General features: G+C 41.1%; 24 protein-coding genes. 14 read left to right on the forward strand and 10 right to left on the reverse strand.

The window, feature by feature from the left end; genetic code table 11:
• The first annotated feature begins 34 nt into the window (after positions 1 to 34).
• Both yhaM and MHH26_RS02835 read left to right on the forward strand, forming a co-directional pair.
• Entirely contained in the window at positions 35 to 982 is a 948-nt protein-coding gene (yhaM, locus tag MHH26_RS02830) for a 3'-5' exoribonuclease YhaM (RefSeq protein WP_106041471.1), read from the forward strand.
• A 116-nt stretch (positions 983 to 1,098) separates the two neighbouring features.
• A complete protein-coding gene (locus tag MHH26_RS02835; protein WP_034663596.1) occupies positions 1,099 to 1,326 on the forward strand; it encodes a sporulation YhaL family protein in 228 nt (75 codons plus the stop codon).
• A 53-nt stretch (positions 1,327 to 1,379) separates the two neighbouring features.
• On the opposite strand, the gene MHH26_RS02840 is transcribed toward MHH26_RS02835, so the two are convergent.
• Complete coding sequence (locus tag MHH26_RS02840) at positions 1,380 to 2,264, reverse strand: peptidylprolyl isomerase (RefSeq protein ID WP_003211354.1); 885 nt, start codon at positions 2,262 to 2,264, stop codon at positions 1,380 to 1,382.
• A gap of 161 nt (positions 2,265 to 2,425) precedes the next feature.
• Here MHH26_RS02840 and MHH26_RS02845 point away from each other — a divergent pair, with 161 nt between their 5' ends.
• Positions 2,426 to 2,512 (forward strand): YjcZ family sporulation protein, encoded by an 87-nt coding sequence (locus MHH26_RS02845; protein ID WP_008361129.1) that lies wholly within the window; start codon positions 2,426 to 2,428, stop codon positions 2,510 to 2,512.
• A 145-nt stretch (positions 2,513 to 2,657) separates the two neighbouring features.
• Positions 2,658 to 2,747: a YjcZ family sporulation protein gene (locus MHH26_RS02850; RefSeq protein WP_017360317.1), complete on the forward strand. Its 90-nt coding sequence runs from the start codon at positions 2,658 to 2,660 to the stop codon at positions 2,745 to 2,747.
• 53 nt (positions 2,748 to 2,800) lie between these two features.
• Here MHH26_RS02850 and MHH26_RS02855 read toward each other — a convergent pair whose 3' ends face one another.
• Both MHH26_RS02855 and MHH26_RS02860 read right to left on the reverse strand, forming a co-directional pair.
• Positions 2,801 to 2,986 carry a hypothetical protein gene (locus MHH26_RS02855; protein ID WP_072368131.1) on the reverse strand — a complete coding sequence of 62 codons (186 nt, stop codon included), beginning with the start codon at positions 2,984 to 2,986 and terminating at the stop codon, positions 2,801 to 2,803.
• Positions 2,987 to 3,068: 82 nt separating this feature from the next.
• The gene (locus MHH26_RS02860; protein ID WP_307499397.1) at positions 3,069 to 3,587 is read right to left on the reverse strand and encodes a DUF3267 domain-containing protein; all 519 of its coding nucleotides are present in this window, start codon (positions 3,585 to 3,587) and stop codon (positions 3,069 to 3,071) included.
• Positions 3,588 to 3,820: 233 nt separating this feature from the next.
• Here MHH26_RS02860 and MHH26_RS02865 point away from each other — a divergent pair, with 233 nt between their 5' ends.
• A complete protein-coding gene (locus MHH26_RS02865) occupies positions 3,821 to 4,165 on the forward strand; it encodes a YhaI family protein (protein ID WP_034663590.1) in 345 nt (114 codons plus the stop codon).
• Here MHH26_RS02865 and MHH26_RS02870 read toward each other — a convergent pair.
• Together MHH26_RS02870 and MHH26_RS02875 are read right to left on the reverse strand one after the other, a co-directional pair.
• On the reverse strand, positions 4,143 to 4,763 hold the full coding sequence (locus tag MHH26_RS02870; protein ID WP_307499398.1) for an HTH-type transcriptional regulator Hpr: 621 nt from the start codon (positions 4,761 to 4,763) through the stop codon (positions 4,143 to 4,145). The two genes, MHH26_RS02865 and MHH26_RS02870, sit on opposite strands and share 23 nt — an antisense overlap.
• Positions 4,764 to 4,950: 187 nt before the next feature.
• The gene (locus tag MHH26_RS02875) at positions 4,951 to 5,307 is read right to left on the reverse strand and encodes a YtxH domain-containing protein (protein WP_034663584.1); all 357 of its coding nucleotides are present in this window, start codon (positions 5,305 to 5,307) and stop codon (positions 4,951 to 4,953) included.
• 128 nt (positions 5,308 to 5,435) lie between these two features.
• Between MHH26_RS02875 and MHH26_RS02880 the strand changes: the two genes are divergently transcribed.
• A complete protein-coding gene (locus MHH26_RS02880) occupies positions 5,436 to 5,627 on the forward strand; it encodes a hypothetical protein (protein WP_334748487.1) in 192 nt (63 codons plus the stop codon).
• A gap of 49 nt (positions 5,628 to 5,676) precedes the next feature.
• Here MHH26_RS02880 and MHH26_RS02885 read toward each other — a convergent pair whose 3' ends face one another.
• The 3 genes from MHH26_RS02885 to MHH26_RS02895 form a co-directional block, all read right to left on the reverse strand.
• Positions 5,677 to 6,195 (reverse strand): tryptophan transporter, encoded by a 519-nt coding sequence (locus MHH26_RS02885; protein WP_024425455.1) that lies wholly within the window; start codon positions 6,193 to 6,195, stop codon positions 5,677 to 5,679.
• Between the two features lie 125 nt (positions 6,196 to 6,320).
• On the reverse strand, positions 6,321 to 7,400 hold the full coding sequence (gene serC / locus MHH26_RS02890) for a 3-phosphoserine/phosphohydroxythreonine transaminase (protein ID WP_340972243.1): 1,080 nt from the start codon (positions 7,398 to 7,400) through the stop codon (positions 6,321 to 6,323).
• Positions 7,401 to 7,560: 160 nt separating this feature from the next.
• Positions 7,561 to 7,989, reverse strand: coding sequence for an HIT family protein (locus MHH26_RS02895; RefSeq protein ID WP_334748495.1), 429 nt, complete (start codon positions 7,987 to 7,989; stop codon positions 7,561 to 7,563).
• A gap of 486 nt (positions 7,990 to 8,475) precedes the next feature.
• Between MHH26_RS02895 and MHH26_RS02900 the strand changes: the two genes are divergently transcribed.
• From MHH26_RS02900 to MHH26_RS02910, 3 genes are read left to right on the forward strand one after another with little or no spacing between them, the layout of a single operon-like run.
• A complete protein-coding gene (locus MHH26_RS02900) occupies positions 8,476 to 9,216 on the forward strand; it encodes an ABC transporter ATP-binding protein (protein WP_003212171.1) in 741 nt (246 codons plus the stop codon).
• Positions 9,209 to 10,429, forward strand: a complete 1,221-nt coding sequence (locus MHH26_RS02905; protein ID WP_340972245.1) for an ABC transporter permease — start codon at positions 9,209 to 9,211, stop codon at positions 10,427 to 10,429. Before MHH26_RS02900 ends, MHH26_RS02905 begins: the two co-directional genes overlap by 8 nt.
• A 53-nt stretch (positions 10,430 to 10,482) precedes the next feature.
• Positions 10,483 to 11,190, forward strand: coding sequence for an EcsC family protein (locus tag MHH26_RS02910; protein WP_334748497.1), 708 nt, complete (start codon positions 10,483 to 10,485; stop codon positions 11,188 to 11,190).
• A gap of 225 nt (positions 11,191 to 11,415) precedes the next feature.
• On the opposite strand, the gene MHH26_RS02915 is transcribed toward MHH26_RS02910, so the two are convergent.
• A complete protein-coding gene (locus tag MHH26_RS02915) occupies positions 11,416 to 12,603 on the reverse strand; it encodes a M20 family metallopeptidase (protein ID WP_060595923.1) in 1,188 nt (395 codons plus the stop codon).
• A gap of 283 nt (positions 12,604 to 12,886) precedes the next feature.
• On the opposite strand from MHH26_RS02915, the gene MHH26_RS02920 reads away from it, so the two are divergent.
• Positions 12,887 to 13,042 carry a hypothetical protein gene (locus MHH26_RS02920; protein WP_334748498.1) on the forward strand — a complete coding sequence of 52 codons (156 nt, stop codon included), beginning with the start codon at positions 12,887 to 12,889 and terminating at the stop codon, positions 13,040 to 13,042.
• Between the two features lie 59 nt (positions 13,043 to 13,101).
• Here the strand turns inward: MHH26_RS02920 and MHH26_RS02925 are convergent, their stop codons facing one another.
• A complete protein-coding gene (locus MHH26_RS02925) occupies positions 13,102 to 13,587 on the reverse strand; it encodes an antibiotic biosynthesis monooxygenase family protein (protein WP_034663569.1) in 486 nt (161 codons plus the stop codon).
• 127 nt (positions 13,588 to 13,714) lie between these two features.
• Here MHH26_RS02925 and MHH26_RS02930 point away from each other — a divergent pair, with 127 nt between their 5' ends.
• The 4 genes from MHH26_RS02930 to hemY all read left to right on the forward strand — a co-directional run bounded on the left by MHH26_RS02930 (position 13,715) and on the right by hemY (position 19,439).
• Positions 13,715 to 15,850, forward strand: coding sequence for a transglycosylase domain-containing protein (locus tag MHH26_RS02930; RefSeq protein WP_340972250.1), 2,136 nt, complete (start codon positions 13,715 to 13,717; stop codon positions 15,848 to 15,850).
• A 124-nt stretch (positions 15,851 to 15,974) separates the two neighbouring features.
• Positions 15,975 to 17,033 carry a uroporphyrinogen decarboxylase gene (gene hemE / locus MHH26_RS02935; RefSeq protein WP_340972253.1) on the forward strand — a complete coding sequence of 353 codons (1,059 nt, stop codon included), beginning with the start codon at positions 15,975 to 15,977 and terminating at the stop codon, positions 17,031 to 17,033.
• A gap of 32 nt (positions 17,034 to 17,065) precedes the next feature.
• On the forward strand, positions 17,066 to 18,004 hold the full coding sequence (gene hemH / locus MHH26_RS02940) for a ferrochelatase (RefSeq protein ID WP_340972256.1): 939 nt from the start codon (positions 17,066 to 17,068) through the stop codon (positions 18,002 to 18,004).
• A gap of 22 nt (positions 18,005 to 18,026) precedes the next feature.
• The gene (gene hemY, locus MHH26_RS02945) at positions 18,027 to 19,439 is read left to right on the forward strand and encodes a protoporphyrinogen oxidase (RefSeq protein WP_334748504.1); all 1,413 of its coding nucleotides are present in this window, start codon (positions 18,027 to 18,029) and stop codon (positions 19,437 to 19,439) included.
• The last annotated feature ends 92 nt before the right edge of the window (positions 19,440 to 19,531 follow it).

Consider the following 19,531-nt stretch of genomic DNA (forward strand, 5'->3'; position numbering starts at 1 on the left):
ATATGAGCAGAAACATGGAAGGAGCTTTTATTGAATGGCTAAAGGGATCATGACCTATGATGTCGGCGAACAAGTTGACCTGCATTTATTAATTAAATCATCTACTAAAGGGATTGCGAGTAATGGCAAACCATTTTTAACGTTAATTCTTCAAGATCAAAGTGGAGATATTGAGGCGAAACTATGGGATGCAAAGCAGAATGATGAACAAACCTATGCCGCGCAAACCATTGTGAAGGTAGTAGGCGATATTCATCATTATCGCGGGAGGAATCAGCTGAAACTTAGGAATATACGCCCTGTTGCTGAAAATGAGCAAATTCGAATTGATGATTTTCTCGAAACAGCTCCTATTCCAAAACATGATATGATGGATACGATTATGCAATATATCTTTGATATGAAAAACCCTAATATACAGCGTGTTACAAGGCATTTGCTGAAAAAATATGGACAGGAATTCGCTGACTATCCAGCAGCGACAAAAAACCATCACGAATTTGTCTCTGGTCTTGCTTATCACGTGGTGTCCATGCTGCATTTGGCTAAATCAATTGTTGACCTATATCCATCATTAGATCGAGATCTTTTATATTCAGGCATCATTCTTCATGATTTAGGAAAAGTCAAAGAGCTTTCGGGCCCAGTCTCAACCACCTATACGGTGGAAGGAAATTTAATCGGTCATATTTCGATTATGGTGACAGAAATTGCGAAAGCTGCAGAAGAGCTTGGCATTGATACAGAAGAAATTCTGATTTTACAGCACTTAGTACTGAGTCATCACGGAAAAGGAGAGTGGGGCAGCCCGAAACCACCAATGGTGAAGGAAGCCGAAATACTCCACTATATTGATAATTTAGATGCGAAGATGAATATGATGGATCGTGCACTTGAGCATGTGAAGCCAGGAGAATATACAGAACGTATTTTTGCGCTAGAGAATCGTTCATTTTATAAACCAACCTTTCATCACGAATAACCATGTCAAAACGTCCGTTTATTGCGGGCGTTTTTTTCATAACTTGTCTTCTTTTCGCATAAGCATGTAACACAAAGGAAGAGAGAGCTGTTCTGAAAAAAGGAGGCGATGAAAAAATGTTGTTTTTTCCATGGTGGGTGTATGCATGTATCATTGGCATTATTTTCTGTGCGTATAAATTAATGACAACGGCCAAAGAGGAGCAAGAGATTGATCAATCCTTTATTGAAAAGGAAGGAGAAATTTTTATCGAGCGAATGGAACAAGAAAGAGAGCGCAGACGTCAGGATCAGCAAGTGAAAAGATCACATGATACGGCGGCACATGAAGACTCGATTGCTTAATCAGGTCATATAAAAACCCCTCTGCACGATCACGGCAGAGGGGTTTTTTGTGATTACTGGTTTTGTTGAGGTTGTTGATTTTGTGCGGGTTGTTGAGACTTTTCTTTGAATGTGTTTTCAAGTTCTTTATCTTTTACTTTCACATCGGCATCTTTCACCAATTTGTTTAAGATCGTTTGGATTTCATTTGTGTCTGCTTGTTTTTGATTAAGCAGTTCTTTTTTCAAGTCTGCTTTCATGTCATCGTATTTACCGCGTTCTTCGGTCTTTTTAATGATATGGTAGCCGAATTGTGATTTCACTGGTTTGCTGATTTCATTCACTTTTAGTTTGAAAGCAGCTTTACTGAAGTTCTCGTCCATTTGGCCTTCTTTTGCGAACCAGCCTACATCGCCGCCTTGTGCTGCTGAAGCGGTATCAGTTGAATATTCAGACACAACGGCATCCCATTTTTCACCTTTATCTAATTTCTTTTCCACTTCGTCAGCTGTTTTCTTATCAGCTACTAAAATGTGGCTTGCGCGGATTTTCCCTTTTAGGTCATCGTAATACGCTTTTACTTCTTTATCAGTGATTTTGATGTTAGCTTTGGCAGCCTTTTGAGTCAGCAGCTCATATTTCACTTGATCTTTGATGTAATCTTTTCCGAATTCATCTTGAAGTTGTTTTAAACGATCTTCACCAAGTGTCTTTTTATATTCTTCCATTTTCTTATCAATTTCTTTATCTGATACTTTGTATTTGTCAGCAAGAACCTTTTGTTGAACAAGTAGATTTAAAGCATCTCCACCTGCTTGTTTCTTAAGAGTTGTATAAAGCTCTTCTTTTGTGACATCTCCTGATTTTGTTGTTGCGATGACATCTTTATCACCGCTACTGCATGCGCCAAGAGTTAAAACACTAACTGCTGTTACAGCTGCTAAAGCCATTTTTTTCATTCAAAAAACACTCCTAATCTTTCCAATTTATTTATCATTGCTTGTATCATAACATATTGTGACACGCTGTAAAAAGAAATGCAAATGGGAGGGCATTCGTCTAGTCAAAAATTTGCGCGCGACATACACATATAGTGATCACAAAAAGGAGGCTGAATTATATGGGAGCAGGATATTCTAATGGGTTTGCTTTATTGGTCGTGCTATTCATTTTGCTGATCATCGTTGGTGCAGCATATCTTTACTAATTAAATCGCTGTAACAGAAAGGAGCCGTCCTGCCATGCGTGCGGGCGGTTCTTTTTTCAAACGATGACAGGTGCCTAAACGTTTTCATTTTTTTTGCATACACTGAGCTTAGAACAGAGCAAGAACTGGCAGGAGGTGTTTTTACATGGGAGGAGAAGTCTTTGCTGGCGGTTTTGCACTAGTCGTCGTGTTATTCATCTTATTGATCATTATCGGTGCATCTTGGATTTGCTAATCAATCAATATACACAAAAAGCTGCCATCAAACTGGCAGCTTTTGCTTTGATCTTAAATAGAAATGGTAATTTCAACAAATGATGAGATCAGTAAGATCAGTATCGATACATTGATAAAGCGAAACACCTTATCTTGCCGTTCTTCAGGAATCTCTCTGACAAGGCATAATGTATTAGTAAGCCTGTTTATTGAATACACAATAAACGCGGCAAAGACGATGAAGTAAAATAAAACTATCGGAGATCCCCCCTCTCTATGCTATTCCCATACTACATTACCAAATTTTTTATGAAAAAGATAGAAGTTGGCTTTAAAAACCTCATGATGAGGAAGTTTGGTCAACTAAAATATCAAACTCGTCTTGGGCTTGATCGATGATGCAGGATTTAGGTGCTTTGAGCAGTTTCCATGCAAATAAAAAGTCAGGCAAACAATAGCCTGCATGAATACTTGCGATGATGATAAAATAGTGTGCATACATTGGAAACGCCACGCCTAACACAAAGTAAAGCGGTGAAATCACACAAAATGGACTGAGAAGTGAATAAAGCATTACTTTCTTTGGCACACGCTTCCAGCAATTTCGTTTAAATAGCGTCATTTTTTTCTTGTTTTTCATCACTGGGATCAAGTGAACCACACGGTGGACAAGCAATGTCATAAGTAAAAGTACAGCAAAAAGCGGTGCGTTGTGGCTGCTTAGTCTCGTTTCAGGATGAGTCAGTTGAAAACATAAAAAAGCCATAATGAAAAAAAGTATAGCAAGACTTATGGCTGAAATCAGCAGTCTCGTATAACCATAATCCTTTTCAAGATTAATGGTTTTCCAACAATTCATTTTTCATCCTTCCAATCTTAAAAAACTAATTGAATATCTCAAGATAATTTACTCTTCCTGAGGATAAAAATCAATGGTTTTGTTGAAAAAAAATAAAATGTTGCCTTCATATGGAATAAAGAGAGGAAACTTTGGGTTTTTCAAGAAAAAAAGACAGAAGAGGGAGGTTCGTCTCTTTCGTCAATGAGTAATTTCGGCTAAAATAGAAAGACTAAGAGAAAGAGGGAACGTACATGAGTATTGAGGAACGAATGAGCCAGCTCGAATATTATATGGAACTTTTGCTGACGGCGACCGATATGAGCCGTTATCCATATTATGCATTATTGATCAGGCAGCGGGTATCGAAAGAAGAGGCGAAGGAAATTGAGCGTATTTGTGCTGAGCTTTCAGAGGAAATGGACAAGCAAAAAGCACAAGGCTACGTCATGTTTGACGATATGCTTGCGCTTTTTGCAGGACAGTTAATTGAAAAGCTGGATGTGCATGAGACGATATTTGCATTGCATGATCAAGGGCTGTTTCAGCCGTTAATGAATGAATTTATAAAGATCATTAAACAATTTGATTTGCTTTAGCCGCTTTTTCTGCTGCATCAGTTGAGTCTTCAAGTTCCTCAGGTTTTTTCGTGACTTTTCCTCGCTCATTCAAAAAGTCCTTCTCAATGTTTGAAAACGATTTCTCAAAAATCTCCATGAAATCCTCACCATAGATGTTTCGGATAATACACATCATTTCTAAGATCTCAGGAAACTTTCCGTAAATGTCATGAAGCGGCTGAGCGCCTTTGACAATACCAGTTCGTGCCGGGTCATAATCTTCAAGTAGTTTATGGAATGTCTCTTCGCCTTTTGGCGTTAGCTCAATATACGTATTGCGTTTATCGTTTAACTTTTTAGAAAATTTTAAAAATCCTCGTTCCTCCAGTTTCTTGGAGAAGTTAAACGCCGTTGATACATGCATGACGCCAAACTTTGCAATTTCTGATATTGAAGCTCCTTTTAATTGATACGCAATCCACAAAATATGATGTTCATTGATATTTAGGTTATACGGTTTGATCCACTGCTGCCAGTCCTTTTCAATGGATTTCCAAAGAGCTTTGCTCAATTGGGCCATTCTTTGACTGAATAAAAGTGCTTCTTTTACATCGAAAGGCTGTTCCGAATGATTCATCCATTTCACCTACTTCTCTTTTTCTTGTAATTCTATTATGCCAATAAAATAAAGATTAATAAAGCTGAAAATTCAAGAATTTTTAAAACTCATGAAAAACATTGACAAAATAACCTTTTTTCAACAAAAAAAGTGCGGGATACGCACCCCGCACACTTTTGTAAACGAATATTTTTTCGTGAGTATATTAGTTTTGTAAGGTTTTCTCCAGTTGTTTGAGCTTTTCCTCAATTTCCTGAATTTCCTTTTGCAAGTCCTGCTGGTGAGGTTTGATTTCTTCGCGCCATTGCTGAATCGATGCTTGTAATTCAGTTCCGACTTCTTTAATGACCTCTGCGCTTTCTTTTGCTGTTTCAACAATTTGCTCTTTTAAAGCTTGTCCATCTCTTTTTAATCTTGTCAGCGTATCTTCGAATTTGTCATAGCCGTCTTTCATCTTTCCGCGCACATCTCTGCCAGAAGAGGGAGTCGTCAGGAGCACTGCCGCACCTCCGAGGAGACCGCCTACAAATAATCCTGTTAATAAAGAACGTCCACTAGCCATTCAAATCACCTCTAGTCAAATTTTACACATTCGCATGTTCTCTCTGAGCTGACGATCAGCTTCATTGAACTTCCATACATAGCTTGCTTTATTTTAGCATACTTTTGAAGAAAAGGGAGGGGAGAAGGTTGTCTGTCTTTCTGTTCGTTTTTACGTGTATCGGTATCGTTTTTACAGGTGGTTCTATTCATTATGCAAGACAGCTGGGGTATGCAGGGTCTTATCCGCCAAAACATGTATTAAAGCAAAAAGCACTTGTGTGTGCGGCAGGTGCAGGGATTTCGCTCCTCATTTTGCTGCTGACCCTTTTTCTTTTATAAAAGCATGAAAAAAACCTCTTCATCTATTATGAAGAGGTTCGATTATTCGTTAAGCAACTTCTATCATTCTTGCACGCCTTAGAATGGACTGAGCAATTGGGAAGACAAATACCATGGCAATGGTATTAATCACGGCTGCTGGAAGGACAACGCCCACAAGAAGTGCCGGTAATGCAGCTGGCAGTCCAGTAATTAGTAAAGCGGCAGATAGGAAAATCACGCCGGATACGATGGTTCCAATCGCAGTTAACACAGCGGTCAGCACCACTTTGTTCTTTATCTTCAAGCAAGATAAGAAAAGGGCTAGGAAGATAAAGGCTGTCACTGGTTTATCAATCATATTTGGAATTTGTCCGCCTGGGAAACCCGTTGTTAATGCAGAAATGACGCCAGTTACTAGGGCAATAACCACTACATGCTGTACCTTTGGGAAAAGGATGATGCTTAAAAACATCATGACCAGCATCATATCAGGTTTCATTCCGAAAAAGATGGGCGGGAAAATCGTATGCAAAACAGCTCCCATTGCTGCAAGCAATGACATAATCACTAATTCTTTTGTTTTCATTTCTATGCTCTCCTCTGCTAAGCTCTTAGGACTCTCCAATAATATGGCTCATCATTTATTGCAAGAGTCATCACTTTATATTTCTCGTTATTATAACAAATTTATTTCTCTATAGAAAAGCTTTTTTACTCATTTTCTTGCTGGAACTTTTTCATAAAGTCCGCAAGCTTTTGGCAGTCTTCAATCGATACCGCATTGTAAATAGATGCTCTGCATCCACCGACAGAACGATGGCCGGCAAGTCCAACCATTTGTTCCTGCTTTGCTTTCTCTACAAAGGAAGCAGTGAGCGAATCATCACGAAGGGTAAACGTGACATTCATATGCGAACGGCTGTCAGTGCGTGCGTGTCCTTTGTAAAAACCGCCGCTTTGATCAATTGTGTCGTAGAGAATGCCTGCTTTTTGTTCATTGCGTTTTTCCGCTGCTTCTACGCCGCCAGCCTGTTTGACATGCTCAAGGACGAGAGACAGCATATAAATCGCAAAAGTCGGTGGTGTGTGATAAAGAGAGTTGGCTTTTGCGTGTGTTGAATATTTTAATATTTTCGGTGTGCTGCTTTTCTCTTTCTCTAATAAACGTTTGCGCGCGATCACAATCGTGATACCAGAAGGCCCTAAGTTTTTTTGTGCCCCAGCATAAATGAAATCAAATTGAGAAACATCGATTTTTTTGCTGAGAATATCACTGGACATATCTGCAATGAGCGGCAATGACGTGTCTGGGAACGTTATCCATTGAGTGCCGAAAATCGTATTGTTTGATGTGATGTGTAAGTAAGCGCCATCTGTTAAACCGGAGGCATCTACTTCTGGAATATACGAGTAGTTGTCGTCTTCACTTGAAGCAAACACAGATGTTTCACCAAACCCTTTTGCTTCTGATAATGCTTTTTCTGACCAAGCGCCTGTTTGAATGAAATGAGCCGTTTCGCCTTCATGTAAGAAGTTCATAGGAATCATCGCAAATTGAAGACTAGCTCCGCCCTGTAAAAAGAGGACTTCGTAATCTTCAGGAATGTCCATCAGTTCCACCAACAGTGCTTTTGCCTTATTGTGGACTTCTTCATATTCACCGCTGCGATGAGACAGCTCCATCACAGACATCCCAGTTTGTTTAAAATCAACAAGTTCTTCCTGTGCTTTTTGAAGCACTTCTAGCGGCAGTGCCGCCGGACCAGCATTAAAATTCGTCGTTCGCTTCATCACAATCTCTCCCTATTTCTCGCGTTAATGGATCAAAAGATAAAACCATCCTATCACAAATTTGAAGCAATTGGACAAAAAATTTGAATCGTTCTAAATATCTTACTATTAAGAGATGGAGGGGATAAAAAGGGGGTAGAAATAAGAAAAACCTCATCTATTAAGATGAGGTAAGCCGCGTGTGGATGGCAGAAGAAATATCTTTTAAATCCTCTGACGTGTATTGCTCTTGATGTGATTTCCATACGGCACCAAAGCCATCGCCTTTTCCGTAGCGCGGAATGATATGCATATGGTAATGGAACACAGATTGTCCGGCTTTTTCGCCGTTGTTGTTCAGAAGGTTTAACCCAATTGGTTCAAATTCCTGTTTGATTGCTCTTGAAATTTTCGGAATCGCTTGGAAGTAGTGATTAGACACTTCTGGTGTCATCTCGTAGATATTTTCTTTATGTATTTTCGGGATTACAAGGGTATGTCCTTTTGTTACTTGGCTAATATCTAGAAAAGCCAATACATGCTCGTCTTCATATACTTTTGCACATGGAATGTCTCCATCAATGATCTTGCAAAAAATACAGTCGCTCACGCCATGTCACTCCTCATTCATTTTCTTTTATCGTATCACAAAAAGAAACAAAAAAGAAAACAGGACAAGCGAACTCCTTTGGTCGCTCATCCTGCTCCTGCAGAAGAAATGCTGATGCTTTCATTCGATATGCCTTTTGAATTCTCTATTTACTGAAATAAAGAATTCATATGCCTGCTATTTCTGCCGTAAACACCTCATTTGACGTTTTGGTTTGTCGTATACATATTGTATAGGACACAAAAATCAAGAATCAGTGAAGCAAAACAGAAGCTAAGGTTTTTAGATGAAAAACCAACTTGTCATGCGGTTCTTTGCCTTTAACAAACACCTCATTTACTTATTGGTCATCAAGTTCATTTCTTCTACATACATTATGATGACCAAAGCGCCTATTTTTTATTCATGCCCGGTTATAGGTAAACATTTCAAATTACCTTTCGTTTTTGTTACTATAAAGGAAAAAAGAAAGAAAGGAACGAATTCATGTCCCTTCTCACTGTAAAAGATGTAACGGGTGGATATACGAAGAATCCCGTTCTAAAAAATATCTCATTTGAATTAGAAAGAAATCAAATCGTCGGTCTCATCGGCTTAAACGGGGCGGGGAAAAGCACAACCATTCGCCATATCATTGGGCTCATGAAACCGCATAAAGGTGTCATTGAATTGAATGGACGAACTCTTCAAGACGATCAAGAGGCGTATCGTTCGCAATTTACGTTTATTCCAGAAACACCTGTATTATATGAAGAATTAACCTTAAAAGAGCATTTAGAGCTGACAGCGATGGCTTACGGTCTGTCAAAGGAACAATTAGATGAACGTCTGCCGTCATTGCTGAAAGAATTTCGAATGGAGAAACGGCTGAAATGGTTCCCTGCTCATTTTTCAAAAGGAATGAAGCAGAAGGTCATGATTATGTGTGCATTCCTTGTTGAACCAGAACTGTATATCATCGATGAACCGTTTTTAGGGCTTGATCCTCTTGCGATTAATGCACTTCTTGAACGGATGAATGCTGCGAAGAAAAACGGCGCAAGTGTCCTGATGTCGACGCATATTTTGGCGACAGCTGAGCGCTATTGTGATTCCTTTATTATTTTGCACGAAGGGGAAATCAGAGCGAAAGGAACACTGACAGAGCTGAGAGAACAGTTCAATATGAGAGATGCGACACTCGATGATCTTTATTTGGAATTAACAAAGGAAGAAAGCTATGAGTAAAACGACGCAAACCATTTGGAAATCCCGATTAGAGGAACACATACAAGATACAAGAAAATATTTAAAATACATGTTCAATGATCATCTTGTCATTGTGCTCATTTTTTTCCTTGCAGGCGGAGCGAGCTGGTATAGTAACTGGCTCAAACAGATTCCGGCTCACTTCCCATCCTACTGGGTCATGGCAGTTGTTTTTTCATTGGTGCTGACAAGCTCTTACGTGCGTACGTTGATCAAAGAAGCAGATCTCGTGTTTTTGCTTCCTTTGGAAGGGAAGATGGAGCCTTATTTAAAACAAGCTTTTAATTTTAGCTTCATTTCTCAGCTGTTTCCTCTTATTGCCGTATCCATTGTTGCACTTCCGCTTTATTCTGCGGTGTCTTCAGGCGGCCTCAAGATGTATGTGCTGATATTGGCGCAAATGATTTTGATCAAGGGTGTGAATACAGCAATTCAATGGAGGATCACTTATTTTCAAGGAAAACAGATCAGATGGCTTGATGCAGTCCTTCGTTTTCTATTGAATATGATTTTGATCTATACCGTTTTACAGGCATCCTATGCAATCGCAATCGTTTTTTATCTGATCTATGGTGTCTATCTCGTTTACTTAACCAATGCAGTAAAAAAACAGCCTTTTCAATGGGAATTGCATATTTCTGACGAATTAACACGAAAACAGCGCTTTTATCGTTTGGCCAATTTATTTACAGATGTGCCTCATTTAAAGAAACAGGTGAAAAGAAGAGCATACATGGACTGGCTTTTGCAGTTTGTTCCGTATGACCAGCGTAAAGCTTTTTCTTACATGTATGTGAGGGCGTTTTTACGTTCAAATGACTATTTTGGTCTCGTGTTTAGGCTAACCGCCGTGTTTGTGCTGATTATTTTGTATACAGGTGCAGCAGGCTGGGTGGGTGCGCTGCTTGTCTTGTTCACCGTGTTTATCACAGGTGTACAGCTTGTGCCGTTAACGAAGCACTTTGCCCATCTTTCATTACAGGCACTTTATCCAGTTGCTCAGCAAGAAAAGGATCGGAGCTTTTTTGTTCTCGTTCGTAATGTGCTTATTATTCAATCGATATTGCTGAGCTGTGCAGTACTCCCGGCAGGAGGATGGCAGGGAAGTGGACTTGCCCTTCTGATTTCGCTGGCATTTGTGCTTGTCCTCTTCAAGCCTTACGTACTCAGTCGATTAAAAAAGATGAGATAAGCGGAGATATGTTTCTGACAGCGAGCGTATGATGACATCAAGGAGGGGACCGGATGAATGCAGCTGAACGGGAGTTATATGAAGAAGCCATTCTTTTTCAAACGCGTTTTTTAAGAAAACCTTCGAAGATCGAACGGTTTTCAAAAGGAGTTCAGCAGCAGGTGAACCGCAAAATCCCTGCTCGATTTCATCAAGTCATCACAAGTGCGGTCAAAACAATGGTTGAATCCACCGTATCAGGATCGCACTTCACTTCATTTTCGGTGATTGATGAGCAATTATCTATCATCGAGCGAAATGAACTGGCAAAGGAGAAAGTGAAGTACTATCAAAAGGCAGCTGCGATCGAAGGAATTGGAACAGGTGCAGGTGGTATATTGCTCGGTATGGCAGACTTTCCGCTGTTGCTTAGCATTAAGATGAAATGTCTTTATGAGCTGGCATGTATTTATGGCTTTGATTTGTCTCAAAAAGAGGAAAGACTCTTTTTGCTCTGTATATTTCAACTCGCCTTTTCCGGCAGTGAACATCGTCAAAAAATGATGAACATCATAGATGATTGGGAAACGAGCTGCGAGGAAATGGATTGGTACAGCTTTCAGCAGGAGTATCGAGATTACATTGACCTAGTGAAGCTATTTCAATTAATGCCGATCGTCGGAGCCGCTGTTGGCGGTGTGGCAAATCATCAGCTGACAGGACAGCTTGGAGATGTCGCTCGTCATGTGTTTCACTTACGAGTGTTGAAAGAAATGAAATAGAAAAGCCGCTGGCGACAGCGGCATCAGCGTGTAGACAAACCCTCGCATTCGTTGTCAGGTCTGCGTTCCGGTGCTCACGAATGTTCAATTCGCTCCGCTCCGGTACTCGTCCTTCCTAGACTTCAAAGGTTTTCTATCACACTGAAAAGAAGACAAAGGGCTAAAATAAAAATCATTTTAGCCCTTTGTCAATAATCTAAAGCCGCTGGCGACAGCGGCTTTTTTTCATTCATCGTAGGAAAGGACGGCACGGGCGAGTACCTTTGCTGCGACAGGCATTGCTTTTTCGTTGATATCAAATTTTGGGTGATGATGGGGATACACGTCTTGGCTGTTTTCAGGCATGGCGCCTGTGTAAAAGAAGGTACCAGGGACATGCTGAAGGTAGTAAGCAAAATCTTCTCCACCCATTTGGGTTTCCGCTTCTTTTACTTCTGTGACACCTTCTGTCTGTTTTGCGATGTCAGCAATATATTCAGTCGGCTTTGGATGATTTTTGACAGCAGGATATCCTCTCACATATTCATATGTGTAGTCGGCATCATGCATGTCGCACACCCCTTTCACGACCTGTTCAATTTCTCGTTCGATGGTGTGTCGTGCACTTTCTTCAAAGGATCGTGCAGTACCAGTTAAAACAGCTGAATCTGCAATGACGTTAAAAGCATTCTCTGCCACAAAACCTCCAACAGATACAACAGCAGAATCAACTGGATTGACTTTACGGGCAACGACTTGCTGCAGGTTTGCGACGATTTGTGAACCGATGAGTACAGCATCTTTCGTTAAGTGAGGCTGGGCGCCGTGTCCGCCTTTCCCCTGAACTCGAATAGAGAAGCGATCGGCGGCTGCCATAAAGTTCCCGCTTTTATAAAGAACGGTGCCACAAGGCTCTGGAGACCAAAGGTGCGTACCGAATATGACATCGACACCGTCTAAGCAGCCGTCTTCAATCATTGGTTTTGCACCGCCTGGCGCATATTCTTCTGCGTGCTGATGAATGAGGACGATTTTCCCTTTTAATTGATCGCGGTGCTCATTCAAGATTTTCGCTAAGACAAGTAGTGTCGCTGTGTGCCCATCGTGCCCGCATGCATGCATCACACCTGGCTTTGTTGATTTGTAAGGCACTTCCTTTTCATCATGGATGGGAAGTGCATCAAAATCAGCCCTGAGGGCAATCGTCGGCCCCGGAGAAGCTCCTTCGATAAAGGCGAGTACACCATGGCCGCCCACCTGTGTACGTGTTGGTATATGTAATGTGTCATAGTAGTTGGCGATGAAAGCGGCTGTTTCTTCTTCCTGGAAAGAAAGTTCAGGATTCATGTGGAGATGGCGTCTAATTTCAACCATTTCCTCATAATGTTCATCAAGACGTTCATTAATGCTTTTTTGTAAAGTGGATATTGTCATTGAGTCGAAAACCTCCTTCATGCTCTTTTACTGATTGTATGGTAATTGTTAGAATCTTTCAACAGAAGAGGATTTCGCATGCTGCATCAAAAGGTCATTTTACATAAAAGTCGAAGTTGATATGAAGCGGGGAAAGGGAGGAATCGTGTTGGGAAGCTGTCCAAATTGTTCAAAAGCATTTTCTTTCGCTGAAAAGTTTCAATTATCACATACGAAAATGATGATGTGTCCAAGCTGTCGTCATCAAGTCAAAGAAACCTTTGTCTCCAAGATGAGTTTTTTCATGATCTGCTTGATTCCGCTATTGGTGATGCTCATTCAATTGAAAGGTGCTTCACCTATGTTGAAGTGGCCGATCTTATTAGGATGGATACTATTGAATTTCTATGTGCTTCAGCCGATCATTCATCGGTACGAGCTGACATCACGAATAAAATGAAAAGCCCAGCTATTGGGCTTTTTTTCATGAAAAAAAGAAGTGCTGAAAGCAGCACTTCCTTAATTGTCTGTAACGGCATGATAGGATGTGAGAAAAGCAGGACGAGAGAAGATGGAGCCAGTATCCTCATTTGGCTGAAAGAACGCTTCTGATTCTTGAAAGTCTTCAAATAAGTCCTCTGATTCCCAAAGTGTCATAATCAAATACACTTCTTCATCTTTTTTCGGTCTTAACACTCGAAGAGCCTGGAAGCCCCGCTGATGTTCTGAGATGTTCGTCTTCTTCTGAAAAGTAGATTCAAAAAGTGCTCTGCTTTCAAGCTTCACAGGGATATGATTCAAGGTGACGAAGCCAGATTGGACTAGCTCACCTTTCGCATAAATCACATCATAGGCATGAGGGGCTTTAAAAACAGTCTCGCCCTCCGTCTCATGGAAAAGAGCTGCTTGTTCTTTTCCGACCATATAAAGCAGATTCTCCTGATCGTGTTTCTTTGCGATTTTATGCAAGAAATCTGCTGTTCCATATGTGATATAGACATTCATCTAAACCGCCTCCTGCTTGATAGTATAACAAAAGAATGATATATAATTCTTTGGTAGTCAATCCATAAAACATATTATGAAGCAATACATCCCATACTATCCGTATAAAGGAATGAGGTGACCTAATTTGAAGAAAAAGAAGATAATCATTCCATTAGTCATTGCAGGAAGTACCATCGTACTTTCATTTATTGGCTATCTGACCATTTTATTTTTAGGACATTATGTCATAGATGAAAAGAAGCTTGTTTTTCATGCTTCATCCCAAATCATTGATCAGAATGGAAAAGAACTTACAAGTATGTATTCAGAAAATCGGGACCCTGTCTCATTAAAGGAGGTACCTGATAAAGTAGCGAAAGCTTTTGTGGCTGTCGAGGACAAACGATTTTATGAGCATCATGGAATTGATGCACAGTCAATTTCAAGGGCGGTTTATCGAGATATATTAGCAGGAGGAAAGGTAGAGGGCGGCAGTACAATCACTCAGCAGCTCGCAAAAAATATTTTTCTCACAAATGACAAAACCTTTCTTCGTAAAACAAAAGAAGTCATTATTGCCATTAATTTAGAAAGAGATTATTCAAAGGATAAACTGCTCGAGATGTATCTGAATCAGCTTTACTTCGGTCATGGCGTCTACGGTATTCAGGCAGCAGCCAATTATTACTTTAGTAAAGATGTGAAAGATTTAACTGTCAGCGAAGGGGCTACACTCGCTGCGATGCCAAAAGCGCCGTCTACTTACTCGCCTGTTTTTCACCCTGATAAAAATAAACAAAGGCGGGACACCATCCTTAATTTAATGAATGAGCAAGGATATTTATCTTCATCAGAAACAGTGGAAGCAAAAGGGAGAACACTAGGCATTCATTTGAAAAAGAAATCAGAAACGCCTTGGGTGGACAGCTATGTCGATCTCATCATTAAGGAAGCAGAGTCAGAGTATGCCATTTCACATGAACAATTGCTTCAAGGCGGTTATACCATTACAGTTCCAATCGATATGAATCTGCAAAAGGTCGCCTACGATGCGATGAAAAACAACCGTTATTTCCCGGGAAAAAGCGGTTCTCCTGAAAGCAGCGCCGTCTTTATTGATAACGAGTCTGGCGGAGTAAAAGCAGCGATTGGAGGACGAGAATATCAAGCAAGGGGCTATAACAGGGTTACCGCTGTTAGACAGCCTGGATCTGTTTTCAAGCCGATCGCGGTATATGGACCTGCTCTGCAGGAGAAAAAATTCCGGCCTTATTCCCTGCTTGAAGACAAAGAAAAAAGCTATGACGGCTATTCACCAAAGAATTATGATGGGCAGTATGAAGGCAGGGTCACGATGGTGGAGGCCCTCATGAAAAGTAAGAATACAGCTGCGGTGTGGACATTAAGCGAGCTTGGTATTGATACCTCGAAATCATATCTCGAGAAAATGGGAATGGAGATTTCGGATAAAGGACTTGCCATGGCACTTGGCGGCTTAGAAAAAGGGGTTTCTCCACTTCAAATCGCTGGAGCCTTCCACACATTTGCAAATGAAGGCGTATATAAAAAGCCTTTCTTCATTCAAAAAATCACCAATGATGAAGGAGAAACGGTAGAGAAGAATCGCAGTAAGCCAGAACGAGTGTTTAGCGTGCAGAATGCTTGGAATATGACAAGAATGCTGCAGCAAGTCGTCAAAGGCGGAACAGCCCAGAGCGGTTCATATGCTGGAGATTTAGCAGGTAAAACAGGCACGACCACATATTCAGGTGTGAAAGGTGCAACAAAAGATGCTTGGTTTGCCGGCTATACGCCTAGTACAACGGGTGCGATCTGGATGGGGTATGACAAAACCGATAACAGTCACTATTTAACTGGCGGCAGTCAATACCCAGTGCAGCTGTTTAAAGATATTTTAACGACAGCCCAAATCACCAATGAAACGTTTGAAAAACCAGAGGGTATTAAAGAACTTCAATCGCCAATCCATTTAGAGGGACTTTCAGGATTTGAAGCCCGCTATGCGTTTAAAATCAAAGGGTTGTTTACATTAGAGCTGTCTTGGGACAAGCAGGAGGATAAACGGGTTGAATACCGTATTTATGAAAAGAGAAATGGAAACGAGACGATGATCGATTCAGTGACAGGCGTGGGCAGCTACACAATGCCGTATGCCAATGTGTTTTCAGATGCGGAGTATAAGGTGGTTCCATATAATACCCAAACGCAAGAAGAGGGAGAAGGCAGTCCGTATGTCAAGCCAGAGGCTTTTGGACGTTAATATTCGGCGATTTTTTGAACATTGAGCCGCTTTAGTATACCGTGCCTTGAAAAAGCGGTATAGTAAAAGCAGTGTTTGAGCCTTATACAAAGAGCGTGTAAGGCGAAAGGTGGAATGAAAGGTAATGGGAAAAACGAAGGCTTTTAATGACACGTTCTTAAAGGCGTGCAAAGGGGAAAAAACAGACCATGTACCAGTTTGGTATATGAGACAGGCAGGACGCTCACAGCCTGAATATCGTGCCCTTAAAGAAAAATATGGGCTATTTGAAATTACGCATCAGCCAGAGTTATGTGCTTATGTAACAAGACTTCCTGTAGAACAATATGGTGTAGATGCCGCTATTTTATATAAAGATATTATGACCCCGCTTCCGGCTATTGGAGTGGACGTTGAAATTAAAAATGGAATTGGACCTGTGATTGATTCACCGATTCGGACAAAAGCAGATATTGAACGTCTTGGGGAACTTCATCCTGAAGAAGACCTGCCATATGTGCTTGATACCATTCAGCTTTTAACGAAGGAGCAGCTGAATGTACCGCTCATTGGTTTTGCCGGTGCACCATTTACGATGGCAAGCTATATGATTGAAGGCGGCCCATCTAAAAACTATCATAAAACAAAAGCGCTGATGTACAGTGAGCCTGAGACATGGATGCTGCTCATGAACAAATTAGCTGATATGACGATCACGTACATACGTGCGCAGGTAAAAGCAGGGATCAGTGCGTTTCAAATCTTTGACTCATGGGTTGGTGCTTTAAATGCAGCAGATTACCGGACATTCATTAAACCTGTCATGCAGCGAATTTTTACAGAGTTGAAGAGTGAAAATGTACCAATGATCATGTACGGAGTTGGGGCAAGCCATCTGGTGAAAGATTGGCATGACCTGCCGCTAGATGTCGTTGGACTGGATTGGCGTATGAGTGTAGACGAAGCTCGAAAAGAAGGGCTCGCAAAAACGTTACAAGGGAATCTTGATCCAACGATCTTACTTTCTCCTTGGGAAGTCATTGAAGAGAGAGCAAAAGATATTTTAGATCAAGGGATGAAATCAGATCACTTCATCTTTAACTTAGGTCATGGGGTATTTCCAGATGTTTCACCAGATACGTTAAAGAAGCTGACCGATTTTATTCACGACTATTCAGCTAAACATAAAAAAACATCCATCTAAACTATTTCAAATGATCTGAAGGAGTGTTGGTTGTGGAGAAAAAGAAAATGGGGCTTCTTGTCATGGCATATGGCACCCCATATAAAGAAGAAGACATTGAGCGTTATTATACACATATTCGTAGAGGCAGAAAGCCGGAGCCAGAAATGCTGCAAGATTTAAAGGATCGCTACAAGGCAATCGGCGGTATTTCTCCTTTATCAAAAATTACAGAGCAGCAGGCAAATGGTTTGTGTGAGCACTTGAATGACATTCAAGACGACATTGAATTTCATGTCTACATTGGCTTAAAACATATCGAGCCTTTCATTGAGGATGCAGTTGCTGAAATGCACAAGGACGGCATTACAGAAGCTGTGAGTATCGTTCTTGCGCCGCATTTCTCAACCTTTAGTGTGAAATCGTATAACAAACGTGCACAAGATGAGGCAGACAAGCTGGGCAATTTACAGATTACGTCTGTTGAAAGCTGGTACGATGAGCCGAAGTTTGTGGACTATTGGGTGAAACAAGTGAAGGATACGTATGCATCAATGAGTCAAGAGGAACGAGATTCCGCGATACTTATTGTGTCTGCTCACAGTCTGCCTGAAAAAATTATTGCAGCAGGAGATCCATATCCTGATCAGCTCGCACAATCGGCCAAAATGATTGCGGAAGGTGCGGGAATTGAACACTATGAAATTGGCTGGCAAAGTGAAGGCAACACGCCGGATCCATGGCTTGGACCAGACGTGCAAGACTTAACGCGGGATTTATTTGAACAAAAAGGCTATCAAACATTCGTGTATGTGCCTGTTGGTTTTGTCGCTGATCATCTTGAAGTGTTATACGACAACGATTATGAATGTAAAGTCGTGACAGATGAAATTGGTGCAGCCTACTATCGTCCAGAAATGCCAAATGCGAAACCAGCATTTATTGATGCTCTGGCAACAGTCGTATTAAAGAAGCTTGACGAAAGCAAGTAATCATATAAAAGAAGGCGATCCTATGCATGACAATCAAAAACACCTTGTCATCATTGGCGGTGGCATCACTGGTTTAGCCGCCGCCTTCTATTTGGAAAAGGAAGTCGAAGAAAAAGGTCTTCCGATTCAAATATCTCTTATTGAAGCGAGCCCTAGGCTAGGTGGAAAAATACAAACATTATATAAAGACGGCTACATCATCGAACGTGGACCTGATTCATTTTTAGAAAGAAAGGTCAGTGGACCGCAGCTGGCTAAGGATGTTGGTTTGTCCGATCAGCTCGTCAATAATGAAACTGGGCAAGCGTATGTACTAGTCAACGAAACCCTTCATCCGATGCCAAAGGGTGCTGTGATGGGTATTCCAACTCAAATCAGCCCATTTATTACAACTGGTCTTTTTTCAGTTGCGGGAAAAGCGAGAGCAGCGATGGATTTCGTGTTGCCAAAAAGCAAGCAGACCGAAGATCAGTCGCTTGGTGAATTTTTTAGAAGACGTGTGGGTGATGAGGTCGTTGAGAATTTAATCGAGCCGCTTCTATCAGGCATTTACGCAGGGGATATTGACCGCCTGAGCTTAATGTCCACCTTCCCGCAATTTTATCAAACAGAACAGCAGCATCGCAGTTTGATTCTTGGGATGAAAAAATCACAGCAGCATGCGAAAGCACAGCAAGTGACTGCGAAAAAACAAGGACAGTTCCAAACGATCAATCAAGGACTGCAGTCGCTTGTGGAAGCAGTAGAAAGTAAGCTCAAGCTGACAACGGTGTATAAAGGGACAAAAGTGAAGCAGATTGAAAAAACAGAGGGAGGCTATGGTGTGCAATTAGACAGCGGTCAAACGCTTTTTGCCGATTCAGCCATTGTCACGACTCCGCATCAATCGATCTATTCCATGTTTCCTCAAGAAGCAGGGCTTGAGTATTTGCATGACATGACCTCTACTTCTGTTGCAACGGTAGCACTCGGTTTTAAAGAAGAGGATGTTCATAATGAATATGACGGCACTGGTTTTGTCATCTCAAGAAACAGTGATTTCTCTATTACGGCCTGTACATGGACAAACAAAAAATGGCCGCATACAGCTCCGAAAGGAAAAACGCTATTGCGTGCGTACGTCGGAAAAGCTGGCGACGAATCGATTGTCGAGCAGTCAGACAGTCAAATCGTCAGCATCGTGCTTGAAGATTTAAAGAGAATCATGGATATTAAAGCAGATCCAGAATTGACGACAGTGACTCGCTGGAAGACCAGTATGCCGCAATATCACGTCGGTCATCAAAAAGCTATTTCGAACATGCGAGAAACGTTTAAGCAATCATATCCTGGTGTTTATATCACAGGTGCTGCTTTTGAAGGTGTTGGAATCCCTGATTGTATTGATCAAGGAAAAGCCGCCATCTCAGAAGCTGTATCGTATCTATTTTCATAAAAAACAACTCCCTTTTCTGTCATGGAAAGGGAGTTTTTCATGTTCGAATCATTCGAAAAGAGTTGGGAATCATAAATGTGAACAAAGTTGTT

It is taken from the genome of Bacillus sp. FSL K6-2839 (assembly GCF_038003365.1).
In the GTDB taxonomy this organism is placed as follows: domain Bacteria; phylum Bacillota; class Bacilli; order Bacillales; family Bacillaceae; genus Bacillus.